Annotated in this window: 18 protein-coding genes; 4 read left to right on the forward strand and 14 right to left on the reverse strand. The window is 40.4% G+C overall.

Going from position 1 to position 19,948, the window contains the following annotated elements:
- The first annotated feature begins 84 nt into the window (after positions 1–84).
- A complete protein-coding gene (locus tag ACVW0P_RS16485; RefSeq protein ID WP_128536129.1) occupies positions 85–300 on the forward strand; it encodes a hypothetical protein in 216 nt (71 codons plus the stop codon).
- A 196-nt stretch (positions 301–496) separates the two neighbouring features.
- On the opposite strand, the gene ACVW0P_RS16490 is transcribed toward ACVW0P_RS16485, so the two are convergent.
- A complete protein-coding gene (locus tag ACVW0P_RS16490; RefSeq protein WP_128536128.1) occupies positions 497–2,956 on the reverse strand; it encodes an outer membrane beta-barrel family protein in 2,460 nt (819 codons plus the stop codon).
- 515 nt (positions 2,957–3,471) lie between these two features.
- Here ACVW0P_RS16490 and ACVW0P_RS16495 point away from each other — a divergent pair.
- Positions 3,472–5,877 (forward strand): TonB-dependent receptor domain-containing protein, encoded by a 2,406-nt coding sequence (locus ACVW0P_RS16495; protein WP_457133059.1) that lies wholly within the window; start codon positions 3,472–3,474, stop codon positions 5,875–5,877.
- Positions 5,878–6,092: 215 nt separating this feature from the next.
- On the opposite strand, the gene ACVW0P_RS16500 is transcribed toward ACVW0P_RS16495, so the two are convergent.
- The 11 genes from ACVW0P_RS16500 to ACVW0P_RS16550 form a co-directional block, all read right to left on the reverse strand.
- Positions 6,093–6,539: a Fur family transcriptional regulator gene (locus tag ACVW0P_RS16500; protein WP_128536126.1), complete on the reverse strand. Its 447-nt coding sequence runs from the start codon at positions 6,537–6,539 to the stop codon at positions 6,093–6,095.
- Positions 6,540–6,778: 239 nt separating this feature from the next.
- A complete protein-coding gene (locus tag ACVW0P_RS16505) occupies positions 6,779–7,213 on the reverse strand; it encodes a MerC domain-containing protein (protein WP_128536125.1) in 435 nt (144 codons plus the stop codon).
- Between the two features lie 150 nt (positions 7,214–7,363).
- Positions 7,364–8,308 (reverse strand): metallophosphatase, encoded by a 945-nt coding sequence (locus ACVW0P_RS16510; protein ID WP_457133060.1) that lies wholly within the window; start codon positions 8,306–8,308, stop codon positions 7,364–7,366.
- On the reverse strand, positions 8,286–9,047 hold the full coding sequence (locus ACVW0P_RS16515) for a 5'-nucleotidase C-terminal domain-containing protein (protein WP_128536134.1): 762 nt from the start codon (positions 9,045–9,047) through the stop codon (positions 8,286–8,288). The genes ACVW0P_RS16510 and ACVW0P_RS16515 overlap by 23 nt, the downstream gene beginning before the upstream one ends.
- A gap of 20 nt (positions 9,048–9,067) precedes the next feature.
- A complete protein-coding gene (locus ACVW0P_RS16520) occupies positions 9,068–9,520 on the reverse strand; it encodes a hypothetical protein (RefSeq protein WP_243837351.1) in 453 nt (150 codons plus the stop codon).
- A gap of 1 nt (position 9,521) precedes the next feature.
- Positions 9,522–10,718, reverse strand: coding sequence for an ABC transporter permease (locus ACVW0P_RS16525; RefSeq protein ID WP_457133061.1), 1,197 nt, complete (start codon positions 10,716–10,718; stop codon positions 9,522–9,524).
- 2 nt (positions 10,719–10,720) lie between these two features.
- Positions 10,721–11,353, reverse strand: a complete 633-nt coding sequence (locus ACVW0P_RS16530) for an ABC transporter ATP-binding protein (protein WP_128536122.1) — start codon at positions 11,351–11,353, stop codon at positions 10,721–10,723.
- A 223-nt stretch (positions 11,354–11,576) separates the two neighbouring features.
- The gene (locus ACVW0P_RS16535) at positions 11,577–13,988 is read right to left on the reverse strand and encodes an outer membrane beta-barrel protein (RefSeq protein WP_128536121.1); all 2,412 of its coding nucleotides are present in this window, start codon (positions 13,986–13,988) and stop codon (positions 11,577–11,579) included.
- A 27-nt stretch (positions 13,989–14,015) separates the two neighbouring features.
- Complete coding sequence (locus ACVW0P_RS16540; RefSeq protein WP_128536120.1) at positions 14,016–14,612, reverse strand: hypothetical protein; 597 nt, start codon at positions 14,610–14,612, stop codon at positions 14,016–14,018.
- A 104-nt stretch (positions 14,613–14,716) separates the two neighbouring features.
- Positions 14,717–15,697, reverse strand: coding sequence for a CobW family GTP-binding protein (locus tag ACVW0P_RS16545; RefSeq protein WP_128536119.1), 981 nt, complete (start codon positions 15,695–15,697; stop codon positions 14,717–14,719).
- The gene (locus ACVW0P_RS16550; protein WP_128536118.1) at positions 15,694–15,921 is read right to left on the reverse strand and encodes a hypothetical protein; all 228 of its coding nucleotides are present in this window, start codon (positions 15,919–15,921) and stop codon (positions 15,694–15,696) included. The genes ACVW0P_RS16545 and ACVW0P_RS16550 overlap by 4 nt, the downstream gene beginning before the upstream one ends.
- A gap of 122 nt (positions 15,922–16,043) precedes the next feature.
- Here ACVW0P_RS16550 and ACVW0P_RS16555 point away from each other — a divergent pair, with 122 nt between their 5' ends.
- Together ACVW0P_RS16555 and ACVW0P_RS16560 are read left to right on the forward strand one after the other, a co-directional pair.
- The gene (locus ACVW0P_RS16555; protein WP_128536117.1) at positions 16,044–17,240 is read left to right on the forward strand and encodes a GTP-binding protein; all 1,197 of its coding nucleotides are present in this window, start codon (positions 16,044–16,046) and stop codon (positions 17,238–17,240) included.
- 93 nt (positions 17,241–17,333) lie between these two features.
- A complete protein-coding gene (locus ACVW0P_RS16560) occupies positions 17,334–17,759 on the forward strand; it encodes a Fur family transcriptional regulator (protein WP_128536116.1) in 426 nt (141 codons plus the stop codon).
- A gap of 159 nt (positions 17,760–17,918) precedes the next feature.
- Here ACVW0P_RS16560 and ACVW0P_RS16565 read toward each other — a convergent pair whose 3' ends face one another.
- The gene (locus tag ACVW0P_RS16565; RefSeq protein ID WP_457133062.1) at positions 17,919–18,611 is read right to left on the reverse strand and encodes an ABC transporter ATP-binding protein; all 693 of its coding nucleotides are present in this window, start codon (positions 18,609–18,611) and stop codon (positions 17,919–17,921) included.
- Positions 18,612–18,618: 7 nt separating this feature from the next.
- Positions 18,619–19,944 (reverse strand): DUF3526 domain-containing protein, encoded by a 1,326-nt coding sequence (locus tag ACVW0P_RS16570; protein WP_128535659.1) that lies wholly within the window; start codon positions 19,942–19,944, stop codon positions 18,619–18,621.
- Between the last annotated feature and the right edge of the window lie 4 nt (positions 19,945–19,948).

The raw sequence follows: 19,948 nt of genomic DNA on the forward strand, positions 1-19,948 counted from the left end.
ATCTGAGCAATAAACGAACCCAAATCATAGCTATAATCTTTCAGCATAAATGGCATGCTTAATTAGCAATCCTCCAAAACTGGTATGGCCAAAGCAAAATCAAGTCGAAAAAAGCGAATTAGAAATCCTAAACCAGAGCGCTATAACAATAGAAACAGGGCGATTAGAAGGCGCGTTGAAAGAAGAAAAAAAAAGGCTGACGAAAAAGAATCGAAAGCAATTCTTATTGTTGTTGCCGGCATGTTACTGGCTTTGGCATTTATAGTGATCCTATATAATATTACAAGAGTCCAACAATGATTAACGATTTTAACATTATTGTAGTCCATTTTTACAATGTAATGGCCATATTGAGAATTAACTCAAAAATAGTATGATTTACGAATATGTAACAATTAAATATTTTACAAAATCTCCGCCTTTTATTTAGTCTATTATATATTTAAAGGTTAACTATATAATAAATTACTACTTATGTATAATATCGAACTAAATGTTATTTGTTTTTCCCCGTAACGTCATCATTATTTATACTCCGCTGATTTTTCTTTAGTTCAGCTTTCAAGCTGCCAAAGTTGTAGCTAACACTCAATCCAAATGTTCGGTAAAGGCGCTGACTAACGATAGTTTGCTGAAAATCGTCTGTCTGTGTTTGAACTCTTGTATAGCGAAATTTACTATAGGGGTTGCTGATGCCGGCGGTTATGGTAAGCTTTTTATCCAGTAAGGTTTTTGTTAACCTGTATGAATTAAATACATAGGCATTTGTTGATCCCTGCAAGGTAATGTTGGCACTGTAAACCGTGACAGATGCTGTAGCCCGCCAGGTAGGGCTTAGCTTATAGTTTAAAGTGGCATAAGCAAAGCCCTGCATCCCATTATTTGCATAGAAATTGCCGTTATATGTACCTCTAATCCATAGATAAGATAGTTCACTATTTAATGTTGCTGAAAAAGATTTTGTTATCGGGTAACTGATGCTGGCATTCAAACCTGCAGTTTTATTTTGCCCCACATTTTGGTACGTAGTAAAAGAGGTGGTATCTATTAAAGTTGTTACCTGCTGAATATTGTTATTTGAAAAGGAATAGCTTAAAGTAACATTATAGCTGCCCTTTCCATAAGTGCTGTAAGCCAGTTCAAAATTGTTATTCAGCACGGCTTTAAGAGCCGGATTGCCGGTATTTACAAATAAGGGGTTAGAACGGTCTATATATGGGTTGAGTTGCAGAATACCGGGCCTCGAAATCCTTTGCGTGTATCCTAAGTTTATTGTAGCATCCTTAAATTTATGCTGAAGGGATACCACGGGGATCAGGTTGGTATAATTTGTATTTAACGCGCTTTCCTGCGTAACAAAATCAGCATTCACTTCTGTATGTTCTAACCGTATGCCTGCCTTAATTTCAACCGGCTTCAATTTCAGGTACCAGGAATGATACAGGCTGTAAACATCCTGACGGTAATCAAATTGATTATCAAGGTCTTTGGCAGGAGCGTACTGCCCGGTTAGCGGGTTTAATGCCTGGCTGGTATAGTCACTAAAACTTCTGCGCAGTATCGCTTTAATACCACCATCCACAATGAATGTTTTGCCAGGCTGCACATAATCTGCCTGAAAGGTTTGTTCAAGGGTTGCATTCTCATTTGCTTGCCGGTAACTGTTTAAAGGGTAATTAAACTGCTGGCTGATCAGTATATCGTTGCTTTGGTTATTAGGCGCGTTATGATATTGATAAGAAAAAGTAAGCAGCCTGTCTTTTTTATGTTTAAATCCCAATTGGTAGTTAAAATCGAGGTCTAATCCGCTTTCGTATTGGGGATTGATGTTGACGGAATTATAGGATTGTACCAATTGGCTTTGTCCGTTATATAATGCAGAAGCTAAATTATCGCGATCATCATAATTGCTTTTAAAAAAGTTTATAGAAGCGGTCAAAAGGTTTAACGTATCTGCTTCGTAACTTAGCTCTACGTTTTCGGTATGGTAATTTCCTACATAGGAATAGGTTCCCTTTTGTGAAAGTAAGGAAGCATAAGGCTTTATCGTAGTACGGTTATTTTCGGTTTCGAGGGTTTGCTTAAAGTCCTGGTAAACATACGCCCTCCCGGTAATACCGAATTTCCCCTTCTTTCCGGTTATGCTCGCGTTTTCACCTATGCCTAAAGTGTTGTTGTAATTAGTGCCGATTGAAGCATTGTAGCCATCAATAAGCCTTTTATTCAAAACGATATTGATAATGCCTGCAAGCCCTTCGGCATCATACTTAGAAGGAGGTGTTGTGATCACTTCAATTTTTTGTACGGAAGAAGCAGGCATTACCTTGAGCGCTTCCTTTGGGCTGCGGGCTAATAAAGATGATGGCCGCCCGTTGATGAAAATCTTAAAATTTCCACTTCCTTTTAATTTGATATTTTCTTCACCATCAACGGATAACAACGGAACCTTGCCAATAAGTTCTAAAACCGATTGTGTTTTACTATCGGGGTCGGCCTGTACGTCATAACTTAAACGATCTATTTCCTGTTTTATTAATGGCTTACTGGCGGTAATAACAACTTCTTTAAGCTGTCTTTCATCTGCCGAAAGATAAATGGGTGCAAACTCTAAAACGGTATCTTGTTTCAAAGAATCAGCTGGAACGGTGATGGTTTTGGTTTGATAACCGATGTTTACAATAGTTATAGAAACTGTTTGTTTGATGGAACCGGTCCATAAAAATTTCCCGGCACTATCCGTTAAAAATGCTGCAACCGGCTTGCCACTTACAAAATCCTTAACGTTAACGTTTGCGTAAGATACGGGCTTGTGACTAAGAGAGTCTGCTACCCTGCCTTTTATCACATACTTTACCTGCCCGAATGTAGCTGTAGCAATTAGAGAGAATAATACAAATAGTAACCTTTTCAGTATCAAAAAACGATGGTGCTTAAAGCCGGGCAGATAGATTGGCATGTAATAAGTTTTTAATTCAAATGGTCTCCGGGTAAAAGTTTTTGAAGATTAATGGCATAGTTACCCTCAGTATCAGGCGTATTCACGAGTTTGCCTCAGCACATAAGGCTAATAAGAGTGCCAATGTTTGTAATGTCGAAAATGTCTTGTGCAGGCACAAACGCAGCTTTCCCCTGCCGGGTAGAATGGTGACTATATTTTTAATAAAAGCTTCCAAGGAAATATTATAACTAAAAATTAAGGGATGATCCATAAAGTACTCCGTAAGTTTTTTTAAATGAAGCAAATGATTTGCATGTTATTTAATGCAATAAAGTTGCGTTAAAAATGTTATTTTCACAAATAATTTTTATCTGTCTACTTTAAATTGCCTGTAAGTATGATTTATCTTCGATTATTATAAGTTGGCGACAAAAGATGCTGGATTTTGACAGTCATGAACTCACCTACAAATAGTAGTTTTACACACAACTTAGTTGCATTAACAATATTTTACTAAAACGTCGCCGTTTAAAATGATGAGAATTACGCCATGCTTTCTATTAGCTCTGCTATTATTAACTTATTGCAAAGGCTATGGGCAACAACAGTTAAAAATTGAAGGATTGGTTACTGACCAGAGACACAAGCCATTGCCAGGTGTTACCATTACCTTAAAATATCTGCCAGACTCATCAACAATAGCCAGTTTAGCTACGGATACTAAGGGGCTATATATTTTTCAACTTTTAAAGCCAGGCAAGTATTTTGCACAAGCCCGGTTTTTAGGATTTAAAAATAAGCTATCCTCCATAATAATCATTCCCGGCAAGCAACCGGAAACTATTATCATGGAGGAGACCTCTAAAAATCTCAAGGAAATTATTGTAACGGCTAAACAACAAGCGGTAGAAATGCAGGCTGGTAAGCTAATTTATAATATCGACAAAAGTATTACCGCAACCGGGAGTTCGGCTTTTGAGCTATTACAGCGCACGCCCGGTATCAGTACAGATCAGGATGAAAACCTGGTATTGAAAGGTTCGCCAAATGTAAATGTAATGATAGACGGTAAAATGACCTACCTGTCTGCACGGCAATTGAGCAGCCTGCTGAAAAGTACACCAGCCATAAATATCATGAATATTGAAGTTATTACCACGCCATCCGCGAAATATGATGCGGCTGGTAATAACGGTATCATTAATATCGTCACCAAAAAGAACAATAAAAAGGGCTATGCGGCGGAACTGAGTACGGGTATCACAGGGGGGCAATACTTATCGAATATGCAAAGTATGGCCGGCAATATCAAAACAAGCAGGTTAAACTTTTTTGGTACTTACAGCTATAGTTATGACCACAGCACCTTTCACAGGAGCAGCCTTCGGCTGGCCGATAATAATGGAGCGGTGACTATTTATGACCGCCGCTCGGAAGATCCGAGTATCGGCAAATATAACAGTTATAAGGCCGGAGTTGATATTGACCTAAGCAAGAACCAGCAAATCGGTATTATTTATAATGGCAATACCGATACCTGGAGCCGGGACGGCAGTGGCCCAACCTTTTTACGCAATGCGGATAACGCGGCTACAGCGGTAGTGCAAAATCATAATATTACCAGAGAACCTAATAGCAACAATGCTTACCAACTCAACTATAAAGCAACATTGGATACTTTAGGGGGTAAAATTACCGCCGATGCCGATTATGCTATTTACCATAATAACTCCAAAGGTACGCAGGACAACCAGCTTTTCGATTTAGACGGCAACCAGTTGCAAGCATTTCAAAGCCTGCGCATCAGCCAGCCAAGCAATATCAGCATCCACTCGGTTAAATCAGACCTTGTTTTGCCTCTTGGTAAAATTAAGTTACAAACCGGAGTAAAATACGCCTCCATAAAAACCGACAATAATTTTGTTTATGACTCGCTGATCAACAACAATTATGTCATTGCACCTTATTTAAGCAATCATTTTATATATACCGAAAATGTCGCGGCTGCGTATCTTTCCGCCACCCGTAAATGGAACAATATCAGTATAGATGCCGGGCTTCGTGCAGAACATACCCAATCAAACGGGGAGCTGTTGAGTGTATCGGGCAATACGGATTATAAAAGGAGTTACACCAATCTTTTCCCCTCGCTTGCGCTGGATTACCGGGTTAATACCACCCATAAAATAGGGCTATCCCTAAGCCGGCGCATTAACCGGCCGGCTTACAGTGAATTAAACCCCTCCCGGTATTATTTTGATAAATTTTCCTACTACCAGGGTAACCCAAACTTACAGCCCGAGTTGTCCTGGGTGGCATCTGTTAATTATAGTTTGTTTGACAAATACATCGCTACACTCAGCTATACCCGTACCACCGGTTTAATTGCCGAGCAATCCATACAGGATGTTACAACGGGAATTATGGTGCTGACCAACAAAAATTTTGCACATAGCAATCTGTTCGATCTGATGTTTTCAGTTCCCATAACAGTGAGCGATAACTGGGAAATGAACAACACCGCAGACTTTTATTACCAGGCCTACGCTAATCAAATTGGCGCTGTTGAATATAACCTTCATCGGTATACCGCCGACCTAAGCACTATTCAAACCTATAAATTACGAGATGGTTTCGCGGTGGAAGCAAGGGCAAAATATACCAGCCCTGCGCTAAGCGGCACTTATTTATTGAGATATTACTTTTCGGCAGATGCGGGTGCGAAAAAGAGCCTGTTTAATAATAAGCTTGAGGCAAAGCTTTCTGTAACAGATATATTTAAAACCATTCATTTTTGGGCGGACAATGTAGCCAACCTACAGGCCAGCTATAACCATACACGTGATTCCCGCAGGGTAAGCCTATCATTGGTTTATCATTTCGGTGGCAAATTCACTAACAGGGAAGTCAATAAACTCGAAGAGCAAGATCGGCTGTAAAAATGCTTAAAAAGCAGGGATTAACGTTACTGATGACTAAACAAAATAATAGCGGACCCTACCAAGTTGAGCAGCTATCAAAATTATTATGAAATTAAGTTGTTACACTTTGCCTTTGATGTAACTATACAAATATAACAGGATAGCCGTTATTGGCAACAACGTTGCTTTAATAGAAAGGCCGATTTTAAAGAATGGTCAAATCGGTTAATGATTTATTTAGCAGGGCTTTTTTTACTGCATTTGGGGCAAATCCCCGTTGCATACAGGTTAAGTGCCTCAATTTTAAAGCCAGCGGGGACATTTATGGCTGGCATGCTTAACTCCTCCAAGCAGTAAACATTTTTACAATTGCTACAGTTAAAATGCAAATGTTCGTCATGATGATGGTTTTCTTCGCAATTTGATAAGCACATCGCATAATTGGCTGTCCCATTAAGGTCAAACACCTTATGAATGATGCCCTTTTCTTCAAATGCGCTAAGGATACGGTATAGTGTTACCCTGTCTATATCATTCATAACACTTTCCAGGTCTGGCTGCGAGGTTGCGGTACTTTTGGAAGACATCATGGATAGTACCCTTAACCTCGGGCTTGTCTTTTTTAAATGATGCCTGTTTAACAGTTCTTCGAAATCAAATTTATTTTTGGAAAGGGTCATTATATCATTATAAATGCAGAACTTATGCAAAACTAATCATAAGGTATCGGATTTACTAAACATCCAATTAAAATGGATCGCTGGATTTAGAAAAAAGCACTTGCTCAAGTAATTATCAACGCCTGGAAATTGTCATATGTCCCTTTACATAATTCCGGTATAGCAAATGGACATCCTGTTTAGGGTGGTTGCAAGCCGGATTAAGAAACGAGATACATAAAAGAAAAAAGAAGAAATATTTACGGTCGGCTTTTTTCATGGTGTAAATGTTTAAGATGGAAAATATTGGCTTGGGCATCACAAATACCCTGGTATTTGTAATTGACAAAATGAGCAAATGCAATCAGCAGGCCACCCATTGGTGCCATAACAAATTGCGGCCAGCCTTTAATTATGGTATGCCCTAAAAGGATGAACGTAAATCCACCTAACAACAGGATAACGGGCAAAACTTTGCGATGCTTAAACAAATAAGATGTACTAATAGCGTAAAATCCGATGAACAATGCCAGGATAATCATGCTCCATTCTATCCATGGATTGGCTAAAAAACTTAACCCTATTAAGGGAAGGCTGGTAAATATTACTGGAACTACCGCGCAGTGAATCGCACATAAGGTTGAAGCAGTCATTCCGATATTATCTAAATTTATCGTGGTCCAGAAAAGTTTCATGCGCAAAGTTACTTAATTGCTATTATGTTGCATTTGCAAAAATCTCAAAAGCTGATTTTTTCTTAATAAATGACACTCATTCATTAAATACATTATAAAGGTCCCTAACGGAATATTCCGTTCCGTACAATAAAGCCGGAGAATTTTACCTCAATCTATATAATTGGATATAGCATAAGGCGTTGCCGGTTGGATTTTTTTATTGCGTTTATGATCAAAATAATAATCTATCCTTCCCAAATTGATCCCAGCCCAGCCAACCTGGTTTATGGTGGTGATCTTTCCATCCAGGTTTTTTACATCTTCCGGGGCGTTCATAAAGGTGTGCGTATGGCCGCCGATGATCAGATCGATATTGCGGGTTTCTTTAGCCAATACCTGGTCTGACACCTTATTTTCTTTGTACTGGTAACCTAAATGAGAAAGGCAGATCACAAGGTCACAATGATGCTCGTTCTTTAAAGCGGCGGCTATTTCATTTCCTTTCGTTATCGGATCAAGATATTGGGTTTCCCGGTAGTTCTTTTTGTCCACCAATCCACTTAGCTCTATTCCTAATCCAAAAACACCAATTTTCAAACCATCCTTAATAAATAGCTTATACGGTAAAGTGGCATTGTGCATAATGGTATCCGATAAGTCATAATTACTGATTAAAATGGGGAATTTTGCATTGGGCAGTTGTTTATAAAACCCGCCAATTCCGTTATCAAAATCATGATTGCCCATTGTAGCGGCATCATACCCCATATCGCTCATCAGTTTCATTTCCAGTTCGCCACCAAATAAATTAAAGTAAGGTGTACCCTGGAAAATATCACCGGCATCAAGCAGCAAAACGTTCTTTTGTTCTGCACGGATCTTATTGATTAATGCCGCCCGCCTGGCCACACCGCCCAGTCCCTGGTTCCTGGAGCCATTCATCGGGAACGGTTCTATACGGCTATGCACATCATTGGTGTGCAGTATGGTTATCCGTTTTAAGTCGCCTTTGGCAAACGCATCGATATATGACGTACTTAAAGCAAGGGTTGCCATGGCAACCCCACTTTGTTTAATAAACCGGCGGCGGTTAGTTTTTTGTAATTCTTCCATCTAATGTCGCATCTATTTTTTTACCGGTGGCTGTTTGTGCCTTAACATAGGCGATCAGCGCGTCCCTAACTTTTAAATTTAAAACCCTTTTTTCAATAGGATTAGCCATCCCTTTACTATTATCTCCACCGGCAGCTATATAATCTGAGGTAAGCACCGAATAAGTCTTAGCCACTTCAAATGGTTTGCCGTTAATAGTAATTTCCTGTGGCTCGCTGTTTTTGATCTGCATCTTTAAAGCGGCCACCGGTTCGCCGCCGGCCTGGGCAATGAAATTCAGCAACTGTAAAACGTCTCGCCCGCTGAGCTTGAGCACGACAAGCTCATTTTCAAACGGCATTAGTTCGAAGATGGTGGATAACCTGATATTTCCCTTTGGGAGGTTATTTCGTAGGCCTCCCTTTGTGGTCGGCATCGCAAAATCAATTGACGGGTCTATTTTTTTTGCTTCTGTAAACACTGCGTCAGCAAAAAAATTGCCTAAAAGGGTCTCGGGCAAATCGTAGCTTTTGGTAAGTTCCTGGCTGCTTTCACCAATGATGGTGTTCATTTGTGCATCCATTTTTTGCTTGTAAGGCTGATAGCTTTTTAAAATGCCGGAATCGACAACTAAGCTGCTATCGATATGGTATTCGGCCCTGGCTTGTTTGATAAGGGTGTAATGCGGCTGGCAGGAGGTAACTGTTAAACTGATTGCAACACAGCATAGCAGCCAGCTTTTAAAGTTACTATTCAGCATTTTTTTAATAACGATATGGGTCATTGTTCTATCAATTTGGCATCGTTTAAATAAACCGGCGGTAAATAAAAGGCATTGCCGTTGTCTAATTTTAATATACCATCTACAGTAACTGTTTTGAAGGTGAATGTTACCGGGCTTTTTGCATTGACGATAACCATAATAGGATTGCCATTTTTACCACAAAAATAACATTGATTAATTGGCAGGGTAGAGATCATAAACTTAGTTTGCTTCATGCCCGCCTTCATCGGGATCATATACCCAGTAAGCTGAAAATGACGATTTTCAAACCGTTGCACACTTTCGCTATAAACAGGTATTACCGTTGTGTCATTAACTTTTTTAAACATCACCATATCTATAATATCCCAGTTAAAAGAGCTTACCTTATCATTCGGATTGTGTTGCGCCTGGCTTTTGGCGGTTATTGAACAGATCAATATCCCCATAATTATCAATATGGCTTTCATTTTAATGCTGTGCTAATAGGTTTGAAATATTTGACCGATAGGCCTGTATGGCGGGCAGCAGGGAGGCGATTATGCCAATACCAAATCCAACCACAATTAAATAACCCTCCTGGAGCAGGAATATATTACCCCATAGTTTGGCTTGGGTAGAATCCTGGTAATTACTGATCAGTTGCAGCGTGATGTGCCCCATCAATAACCCTGCTATTGTACCTATGGTTGTTAAAATAAGCCCCTCCGTGATGATAACTAAAAACAATTTAAACTTAGACGCGCCCATCACACGCATTATAGCCAGGTCATATTCGCGTTCTTTTAAGGAATTGTATAGACTAATGAATACACTTATCGCGGATATGAACATGATTAAAACTGCAAACCATTGCAACGTATCCACACCAATGCCAATAAGTGAAAAAAGCCGTGCGCTTTCTAAAGCCGGTGATGCTGCCTGCATGCTGGTAGATTGATTAACCATTCGTGGGAACAGGATCACAGACATGGGTGAGCGGTACTGGATCAATAATGATGTAATTTCAAGCTCGCCATTTTCATAAGCCTCGGTTTTACCCCCGGTGTTTTTTTCTTTTGTTTCGTGCATTTTCCAAACACTGGCAACATTGGTCAGCACAAGATTGTCGGTTACATTTCCCTGGGGTTTTAAAATCCCGGTAACCAGGTAAGCATGATTTTTATGCACATCGGTATTACCGGTCAAACCATGTGCGCCAAAAAAATGATCGCCGATATTCAAATGCCCGCTTTGTGCTACAATGGAACCAAGGGTTACTTCAAAATCATTTTTCCAGAACCTGCCTTGTGCAAGTTGAAGATCATATAAACGTATAAAACCTTTATCTGTACCTGCAATTCTAAACCCATTGTAATTATCGCCCAAGGCTAAAGGAACAGCTGTTTTAACCAACGGATTGTGTGCTAAGGCATCGGCTTCTTTTAATGGTATGTTACCTGTTGGGAAGTCTATATAAAAAATACTGCTTAAAATAAGCTGGAGGGGGCTCCCTTTGGCACCTACTACCAAGTCAATATCTTTGGCGTTATTTTCCAGCTTTTTTCCAATCTGGTCTGATGCCAGCATCAATAGCGTAATAATGCCGGTACCGAAAGCGATCAGCATGATATTTAAAGCGGCAGTAAGCTTGTTAGCCGCAATGCTTTTAAAGCTGATCTTTAACATATTCATGATTGTAAAATGTATGCCCTTTCAATCCGTTCCTGTACTCTTTTATCGTGGGTGGCAATTAGGAGGGTAGCGTTATTTTGTTCTGCCTGTGTGATCAAAAGATCAAGTACGGCACGGGCATTTCGATCATCCAGGCTGGATGTAGGCTCATCTGCGATGAGTAAAGACGGTTTGTTTACTACAGCACGGGCTATTGAAACGCGTTGCAATTGACCCTGGCTCAATTGGGAAGGATAGTTAGCTTTTTTGTCGGCAATATTTAATGAATTCAATACATCTTCCACACGTTTATTGTTCACCGGCAACCCGGCAAGTGATTGAGCCAATAGTAAATTTTGAAGCACCGTTAAGCTTTTAATAAGATGCGCGCGCTGAAAAATCAAACCGATATGTGCACCTCTGAAATGATCCATTTTGGTATTGGACAACTGGCAAATAGCGGTTTGGTTGATATATACTTCTCCATGCGAGGGTTTAAGTAAACCGGTCAACAAGTGCAATAAAGTTGTTTTGCCACTGCCCGATTCGCCAAGCATTAACCACTGTTCTCCTTGCGTTACCGTCCAATCCCTGAATGATAAGTTCAGCTCTTTATTATAACTGTATTGTAAGGATTGAATTTTGATCATTTTCCGTTTGCTTACACTCTTGAAACATTAGTTAAATATAATTAACAAACGCAACATTATTGCTTTTATTTTATAATGAAGATGCTTTGTAAGATTAAATAACTACAAAAAACAGGGCAGGACATAGTAACCTAACAATTGAAATAGATCATCTTGTACTTTATATAAAAGAAAAGGCAGCTGCTCATCATACAAATTAAACCACTTAAGGTAGTCTATACCCTTACAGTCTGTTCTGCTCTTCGGTTTTATGGCTTTTTCCTCCGTCAAGCTTACCTCCAATATGATAGGTCATTGTCAGATAAAAACGCCTACTATCAGGAATGCTTTTGTAAAAATAATTTAACGAATTAGTGATAGACTGCCCCCAGAAACGATTGGTATGGAAAATATCGCTTAATGCCAGGCGCAGATCCAACTTGTTATGCAGCAATGTTTTTTTTAATCCCGCATCTTGCTGAAAATAGTACCGGGTAACAAAGATCCCATAGAGTTCGGGAGAGGTGTAATGGCTCAACAATTCAAAGGAAAAGTCTTTAGGTAAGTTAACTGTTTGATTTAGGATAAGATCCACATTTATTTTTTTCGCTGTATAGCTGCCATACAATTGCGTTATAGGGTATTTTGTATAACTCACGTCAGCTGTCGCATTTAATTCCCAAAAATCCCTGATTTTTATGGGCGCAACTACCAACAGGTCGTACCTTTCTTTATGCAAAAAATTGGCATTTTGTGCAATAAGTACCCCGGTGACATTATCCAGCTTGATCGACCTGGATATGAAATTATTTGCCCTGTTGTAGGTTAAGCCAACTACGTATTTATCCATAAACGTATAATTAAGGGAAGTGATCCATGCCTTTTCGGGCACCAGGGCGGGATTGCCCGCGTAATAGGAATACTTGTCCGAATAGAAACGCACGGGGTTTAAATCAGCATAGTTGGGCCTGTTGATCCGTCCCGTAAAAGACAATGACAATTTGTGGTTTAACCCAAAGTTGTTGCTGATCATAACAGATGGAAAGAAATTGGTGTATTTGCGTTCAATCAAAGTCCCCGCGTTAACACTATTTGCAGATGTGTAGGTATGCTCTACGCGCATTCCAAGTTCTATTTCTGTTTGTTTCCATTGCTTAGATGCGGACAGGTAAGTTGCCGCTATTTGTTCCTTATAAATAAAGTGATCGCTAAGCGACGGAGCGTAAACGGTATTATTATTGATCAGCGAGTCGTATTTAAAATCATTGTCAATATTTATAGCTGCGTACTTGAGCCCGGTTTTTAGTTTGAACTTTTTATTAGGCAGGTTCCAATCGGTTTTTACAGACCGGATGGTAATAATATTGGGTTGATGATAGTTTAATTGCTGATAGGGCTCCAAAGCAACGTTGTTGGGATCGAATGATTGGTTCCCTACAAAACCATCAGAATTATTACTGTAATTGACGTAATCGGCATCGGCGCTTACCGTCTTTCCGAGGGTATCCAGTTTAAGTGAATAATTCAGGTTATATACGTTATTATAATAAGGCTCCATGGAAACGATCCGGTTGTTAACCTGTCCAACAAGGTCGCCGGATGCGTTGGTCAACAGCGTTTTTCCGTTGTTTGTCTTGCTCCAATCATCCAGGAACCCAGTGTAGCCAAAGCCGATAGTTGACTTTGGCGTAAGGTAAAAATCAACCCCGGCTTTATAACTATAGTAATACGTTTTGTAAGATTCCGGGTAATGCCTGCTGTAAGTAACTGGACTGCCGTTGGCCGTTAATATATTGGTATTCGATCTGTCGAAATAATTCCGCTGCAAATCATAGCCGATATTGCCATAAATATTAAACTTAGGTGTACGGATATTCCCGGTAACACTATGTTTGTTTAGCAGGTATCTGCCTGCGCCAATACCCGAACTGATATTTATAGCGTAACCGGGCTTATTGCTTTTTTTGGTAATGATGTTAATGATCCCACCGTTACCGGCAGCGTCGTATTGTGAAGATGGTGTACTGCTTACTTCGATTCGGCTGATATTATCCCCTCCCATCCCTTTAAGCATATTGGCTAACTGCTGCGCAGATAAATAGGTCATTTTGCCATCCATCATCACATTTACAGCTGATGAACCCTTCAATAGCAGGTTGTCATTCTGATCAACGTTTACGCCGGGTGTGCGTCGGAGCAGGTCAAAGGCAGAACTGCCGGATGCCGAGGCACTTTTTTCCACATTATAAACCAGTTTACCATTATTAACTTCTATGGCCCCCCGGCGCGATGTCACCACCACTTCTTTCAATTTTTCAAACCTTGCAATGAGCACCATATTTTGTACAAGGTTGCCATGAAGTGAAAATTCTTCGCTGATTGAATTTTCAAAACCGATAGCGGATGCCTTCAGTTTATAAATGCCCCCCTTTAAGCCCTTCAACTCAAAAGTGCCATCCGCCGTACTCAATGTTTGAATAGTTCGAAGCGTGTCTTGTAGCGGTATCAACGTCATGGTTACCAATTTAACAGGTTGTTTATTCTTATCTGTGACGGTACCTGAAAGATTATAAGGAGGGAATTGCTGCTGGAACCTGCCCAAAAGTGTTACGGGGTAAAACCATAATAATATCAACCCACTGCAAAATAATTTCATGGTGACAGCGCATTTTTTAAATTACTATTACTCTTGGCCAAAAAATTCCCAGCCAACGCACACACCATTGATATAGGTTTTAAAGAACCGAAACTTATATAAGTATCGATCAGTCCTTGTATTCCTGAATGAAGGATCAGGCTCATCATCAAATGGATTGCTAATCAAAGCAATATAATCATGCTGCTCCTGTTCATTTATTCCGGGTAGTGAATCCCATGCCATCGCTTTAGCCTCTTCTAAACTAATCTCGGTAGTGTCTTTGCCAAGATTTGAACTTAATCTTTTAAATTCCAGGAGTAACTTATTCAGATTGCCATATGCTTTTTCAAGAGCCGGAATGTGCTCACCCCTGAACCTCACGTTATGAAACGTATAGGCAAGATCCTTTAAAGCCTCATAGTTTTGAGGTTTATGCCGGTACACATCTAAACGATGCAGCGATGGCAGGTCGTCCGCCAGCTTGTAAATCGCGTTCAGGCAATCCCTGTTCATTATTTGTGATGCTCTTTCCTGCAGTACAGGATCATAGGTTATATAGCCTTTAGCTTTCTGATCAGTGAAAAGCTGGCAGGTATCATACATCTCCAAGCAAATTGTACTTATTTCTTGCTCTACGTTCATAAGCTATCTTTAAGCATTATTTTAAACTATCCTTATTAATAAAATGGCACCCCATAGTGTAAAGATTCACGGGAATACAGGCTGGTTTACTTAGCCTTTATTTATTACTTAGCAGCAACCAATGCTAAACATTGCCTCAGCATCTTCTCAAACCCCGGCGCTTTCAGTTCCTTCCCTATAAAAACTATTCTGCTTTGTTTCAATTCTTCATGCTTCCAGTCACTACCGTAACTGATGGCAAGGTCAGTATTGACTGATTGTAAAATGACCCTGGAATTGTGCTCTTGTGCGTAAATGATCCCCTTTACCCTGTAAATATTCTCCGCCTGGAAATTCAGGAATACCGTTAACCTGTGCTGCAACAGGGCTATATCGAAAGGTTCGGAGAACGTGAAACTCAACGAAACCAGGTCAAGATGCTGGTGTTGTTTTAACGATTGCGGCACCAGGCTAAACTTTGGCCTTTTTTGTACTATAGTGCTACGCTCCAAATCAAATATAGCATCCAATGGGTAACCATTTTTATTTCCCGCCAACACTTTTGCAAATGGATTGATCTCTTGCAGTAGGTTTTCAAGGTAGGCTAAGTGATCGGCTTCTACCAGATCTGTTTTGGTAATCAATAAAATATCACCGAAACTGATTTGCTTCCTCGCCTCATCGGTTTCCCTTAACTGCCGCTCAATATGCCGTGCATCTACCAGGCAGATCACTCTTTTCAATTGGTAATAATTACCCATACCAGCTATGGTTAAAAAAGGCGAAGCGATAGAGGCGGGATCTGCAATGCCGGTAGTTTCTATAACCATTTCGTCAAACTCACTTTTCCTTTTCCAAAGCGATTCCAGCAGGTCGTAAAAGTCATCGCTCAGGCTACAGCATATGCAGCCGTTGCTCAATTCAAACACATTATTATCCGCACTAATGATCAGGTCGCCATCAATACCTTCTTCACCAAATTCATTTTCAATTACAGCTAATTTAACTTCTTTTCTCCAGGCGATTAGTTCATTCAGAAACGTGGTTTTGCCGGCCCCTAAAAACCCGGTGATGATGATTACCGGCCTCATATCGGTGCTAATCATGCCTTTACCTTCCCTTTTGCCATATAAAACCAGCTTAATACATTTTCATAATGCTGTTTGCCATAAAGCTGGATAAAGCTCTCTGTATAACTGTCGGTTTTATTTTCTAATGCTTGTATCCGGCCTTCAATAAAGTTGCGGTCTGGTTTTATCCCGCATGCAACGGTGATGCAGCGGTACCATTCGTTAAAATCCTGTGGTATCATGTATTTTATAATTTGCATAGGCTATTTACCAGCCTGTGGGGAGTGCAAGGTAAAGGTAGGGCATTTTACTTTAAAATGCAACTATGTTGCTTTTGTTATTTATTTATTTACTTTTGAAAAATATTGCAAGCAATTATCTGATGAATAAATTACCGGTAACCGTGTTAAGCGGCTTTTTAGGAGCAGGGAAAACAACCCTCCTTAATCATATCCTCCATAACAAAGAAAATTTAAAGGTGGCGGTGATCGTAAACGATATGAGCGAGGTGAATATTGACGCACAATTGGTAGCGAGCGAAAAAACCTTATCCCGCACAGAGGAGAAATTAGTGGAGATGAGCAATGGCTGCATTTGCTGTACGTTACGGGAAGACCTGATGATAGAGGTAGAAAAATTAGCTAAAGAGAATAGGTTTGATTACCTGCTCATCGAAAGCACAGGTATATCCGAACCTATCCCGGTTGCGCAAACATTCACCTTTGTGGATGACCAGGCCGGTATAGACCTGAGCCGCTTCTCAACCTTAGATACGATGGTGACCGTGGTAGACTGTTTTAATTTTTACAAGGATTTTGGCACGGCAGAAAGGTTGCTTGACCGGAATCTGGTGCAGGATACCGCTGATCAGCGTACTATCGTTAATTTGCTGACCGACCAGATCGAGTTTGCCAATGTGATCGTCCTGAATAAAACTGACCTGATCTCTGCTGGTGACCTCGGCTTACTGACAGCCCTGATCAGGCGGTTAAACCCGGAAGCAAAAATTATCGGTTCTGTATTTGGCAAAGTACCGCTTAAAGAGATATTAGATACCGGGTTATTTGACTTTGATAAAGCATCGCAGGCAGCAGGCTGGATAAAAGAACTGGAAAATGAACATACTCCTGAAACAGAAGAATACGGTTTAAGTTCAATGGTTTTCAGAGCGCGCAAGCCTTTTCACCCGCAACGTTTCTGGCATTGGCTTAACCAGGATTTTCCGACCAATATCATCCGCTCAAAAGGGATGTTCTGGATTGCTTCGCGGCCGGATGATGCCCTAAACTTCTCCCAGGCAGGAGGATCGAGCCGTTTAGAAATGGCCGGGGTATGGTGGGCCTGCATGACCTATGCCGAACGGATAAGGTACACCGATTTTCAGGAGAATAAGGATTATATAGAAGGGAAATGGGTAAAGGACTGGGGCGATAGGATGACTGAATTGGTTTTTATTGGTCAGGATATGGATAAAGCACAGCTTTTAATTGAGCTGGAAAGTTGCCTGCTTACTGATAAAGAGGTTGAAAGCTATAAAAAAAATGAAAAATTTATTGATCCTTTTGTGATCAATAGCTGAGGATATCTTACCGGGCAAGATATCCTCTTTATAAGCGAATCCGTCATCATAGAAACCATTTTACTGCCTTCAAGCAAAACTAATTCTGTAGCGATGAATTTGAACAGCGCCATCAAAGTCCTTAGGCAACATCAATTGAAAGCTACATCTGTACGCATAGGGTTATTACAATTGCTGGCAAAGAAATCTACAGGCATATCATTCGCTATGATTAAACAAGAGTTTGATATGAAATTAAACTCAGTTACATTATACCGTGTGCTCAAAAACTTTGAAGCGATCCGTTTAATTCACAAGGTGCTGGATAGCGGAGGAACAGCTAATTATATGCTGAGTTTAGATGACGCTTCCAAATCTAAGCATCAGCAACACATGCACTTTAACTGTACACAGTGTAATAATATATTCTGCTTAAATGAGCTGAGCGTACCGCATTTCTATTTACCGGAGGATTTTCAAACAGAGTTTGTTGGCGTGACTCTAATTGGGATTTGTCCGGGTTGTAACATAATGGTGTGAAGACCAATACAATTGTCGAGCAGACAAAATGATCTATTTCCTAATCCAGCTTTTTTGTCAACTTGGGTCATACTCATGCTGCATAGCAACAAATTATAATTGTATCTATAAATTCCACTGCGGGGGAAAAAAGGGCGGCTTTCCACTGTATAAAAAACCTTATATGGTTTCCAAATAAAGCTTTTGCAGGTCCCCCGCATTGATTTCCGATGCCTTTAACGTGTGAACCAACTCGCCCTGGCGCATAATACCGATGTGTGTCCCTATATTTACTGCGTTGAAAATATCGTGTGTAGCCATCAGGATGGACTTCCCCTGTTGCCCCAATTGCTTAACAATTGTAGTAAATTCGTTTGTGGCTTTCGGATCGAGGCCACTGGTAGGCTCATCCATTAAAATCACTTCAGCATTTTTAGCTACTGCAATGGCAATACCCACCTTTTGGCGCATACCTTTACTGAATCCGCTCAAGCGCTTATTATGTGCGTCTGCCTGCAAGCCGCATTGGCTTAAAAAGCCTGAAAGGGTTCCGCTGGTATACTTGAAACCTGCCAGGCGGCTAAAAAAATCAAGATTTTCAACAGCGGTAAGGTTACCATAAAGCATCACAACTTCCGGGATGTAAGCCAGATGCTTCCGTGTTTGCTGGTTGGCTGCTACCTCTGTTCCACTCACTAAAGCTTTTCCAGACGAAGGCTGGATAAAACCCAGGAATAGGTTGATGGTAGTTGTTTTGCCTGCTCCGTTTTGACCCAAAAGGCAGAACACCTCGCCCGCTTTAACCGAAAGATTTAGGTTACTGAGCGCTGTTTGCTGATTATATTGCTTAGTAAGGTTTATTGCCTGTAGCATGGGGTTGTCATTTATTTTTTAATGATTTATTGAATTGATCGAAAGAAAGGCGGTGCTGTAATTCGCTTACCTTGAGCGGCACACCGTCAAAACATTTTTGAGTGAGGTTTTCTTTAAGCCCCTGTACATACTGGCGTACCTGCTTTACGTACGTTATGTAACTCTGCAGATCAGTACCGCTTAGCGTATTGAAACGCTGCTGGCAGCGCGTTACCGGGTTGAAAAAATTACAAGCGTTTAAAAAATCCTCTCGTTGCTGCATTTGCTTAAAATATTCGTTTAACAGAGGATCTGCATGCCGGTCGTTCAAGTTGCCGTAAGCTGTATATAATTTATTGGAATAAGAGGGTCCAATGGTATCCGTATTTGCATACTGCGGGTAGTAATGATAGAATTCTTTGAGTAATGATCTTTTCACGGCAGGGTTATCACTCATTTGTACCCTACGGATGTATTTGCTGAAAGCTTCTGCGTTTACGGGATAACTTGCGTTGGCTACAGCGTTAAATATAGCCGGCAAGCCGACAGAGAGAAATATCCAGCAACTAATCAGGATGATGGCATTCAGCACCGACGACCTCTTTAATAGGCCGACCAGATAAACGATAAAAAACCATGTAAGAATATAAAGATTAGCTGTTGTGGCATAGCTAAACCATTGCTTGATAGTGATGCTATTACCAAACAGCAGGCTGACGAGCAAAATTATATTAATCATCGCCAGGGTAAGCGCGAGATAGAACAGCAACTTACAAAGGATAATTTTGTCGGCCCTTGTTACTGTGTTTAAAAGTGCGTAAGTCCCGCTTTCCTGCTCCACCGCATAAACATCGAATGTAAAGCCGATGATAAAAAGCGGGAACAGCAGCGTGATAACAAACGCCAGATCAAAATTGCCGTATAGCAGTTTAAAAGGGCTGCTAATTTCATTTTTGAAAAAGCGCATATAAAAGCTATATGGCTCCAACTCGTGGTAGTAGGGATATACATCGCGGTTTCCTATCGATAAAAAACTCAGCTGTGTAGGTTGCCACCACGATGTCCATCTTTTATTGGGCGACGTAATAATCCAGCCGGGATCTGTAAGGTGGCTATAGGCCCATTTTGCATCCGCAGTTGCGGTATCAGGATGCTGTATCCTTGATACTACTTCATCAAAAATGATATTCTCTCTTGCAATAGCTAATTGAATATTTTTCTGCTGCCCGCTGATGAACTTACGTCCGTTATAAAGCGAATAAATGGCGGTAAGTAGCAAGCATATAACGATGAAATAAAACGATCTGCTTGCGGCCAGCTTTTTACATTCAAAAATAAATACGGTTTTAAGCATAAGT

This window comes from Mucilaginibacter sp. UYNi724, assembly GCF_054057495.1.

Coding starts and splice junctions, on each gene's coding strand:
- ACVW0P_RS16535 (WP_128536121.1), bottom strand. CDS start 13,988: ATGAAATTATTTTGCAGTGGGTTGATATTATTATGGTTTTACCCCGTA.
- ACVW0P_RS16530 (WP_128536122.1), bottom strand. CDS start 11,353: ATGATCAAAATTCAATCCTTACAATACAGTTATAATAAAGAGCTGAAC.
- ACVW0P_RS16500 (WP_128536126.1), bottom strand. CDS start 6,539: ATGACCCTTTCCAAAAATAAATTTGATTTCGAAGAACTGTTAAACAGG.
- ACVW0P_RS16570 (WP_128535659.1), bottom strand. CDS start 19,944: ATGCTTAAAACCGTATTTATTTTTGAATGTAAAAAGCTGGCCGCAAGC.
- ACVW0P_RS16555 (WP_128536117.1), top strand. CDS start 16,044: ATGAATAAATTACCGGTAACCGTGTTAAGCGGCTTTTTAGGAGCAGGG.
- ACVW0P_RS16485 (WP_128536129.1), top strand. CDS start 85: ATGGCCAAAGCAAAATCAAGTCGAAAAAAGCGAATTAGAAATCCTAAA.
- ACVW0P_RS16560 (WP_128536116.1), top strand. CDS start 17,334: ATGAATTTGAACAGCGCCATCAAAGTCCTTAGGCAACATCAATTGAAA.
- ACVW0P_RS16520 (WP_243837351.1), bottom strand. CDS start 9,520: ATGAAAGCCATATTGATAATTATGGGGATATTGATCTGTTCAATAACC.
- ACVW0P_RS16545 (WP_128536119.1), bottom strand. CDS start 15,697: ATGATTAGCACCGATATGAGGCCGGTAATCATCATCACCGGGTTTTTA.
- ACVW0P_RS16550 (WP_128536118.1), bottom strand. CDS start 15,921: ATGCAAATTATAAAATACATGATACCACAGGATTTTAACGAATGGTAC.
- ACVW0P_RS16505 (WP_128536125.1), bottom strand. CDS start 7,213: ATGAAACTTTTCTGGACCACGATAAATTTAGATAATATCGGAATGACT.
- ACVW0P_RS16510 (WP_457133060.1), bottom strand. CDS start 8,308: ATGGAAGAATTACAAAAAACTAACCGCCGCCGGTTTATTAAACAAAGT.
- ACVW0P_RS16540 (WP_128536120.1), bottom strand. CDS start 14,612: ATGAACGTAGAGCAAGAAATAAGTACAATTTGCTTGGAGATGTATGAT.
- ACVW0P_RS16525 (WP_457133061.1), bottom strand. CDS start 10,718: ATGTTAAAGATCAGCTTTAAAAGCATTGCGGCTAACAAGCTTACTGCC.
- ACVW0P_RS16495 (WP_457133059.1), top strand. CDS start 3,472: ATGATGAGAATTACGCCATGCTTTCTATTAGCTCTGCTATTATTAACT.
- ACVW0P_RS16490 (WP_128536128.1), bottom strand. CDS start 2,956: ATGCCAATCTATCTGCCCGGCTTTAAGCACCATCGTTTTTTGATACTG.
- ACVW0P_RS16515 (WP_128536134.1), bottom strand. CDS start 9,047: ATGCTGAATAGTAACTTTAAAAGCTGGCTGCTATGCTGTGTTGCAATC.
- ACVW0P_RS16565 (WP_457133062.1), bottom strand. CDS start 18,611: ATGCTACAGGCAATAAACCTTACTAAGCAATATAATCAGCAAACAGCG.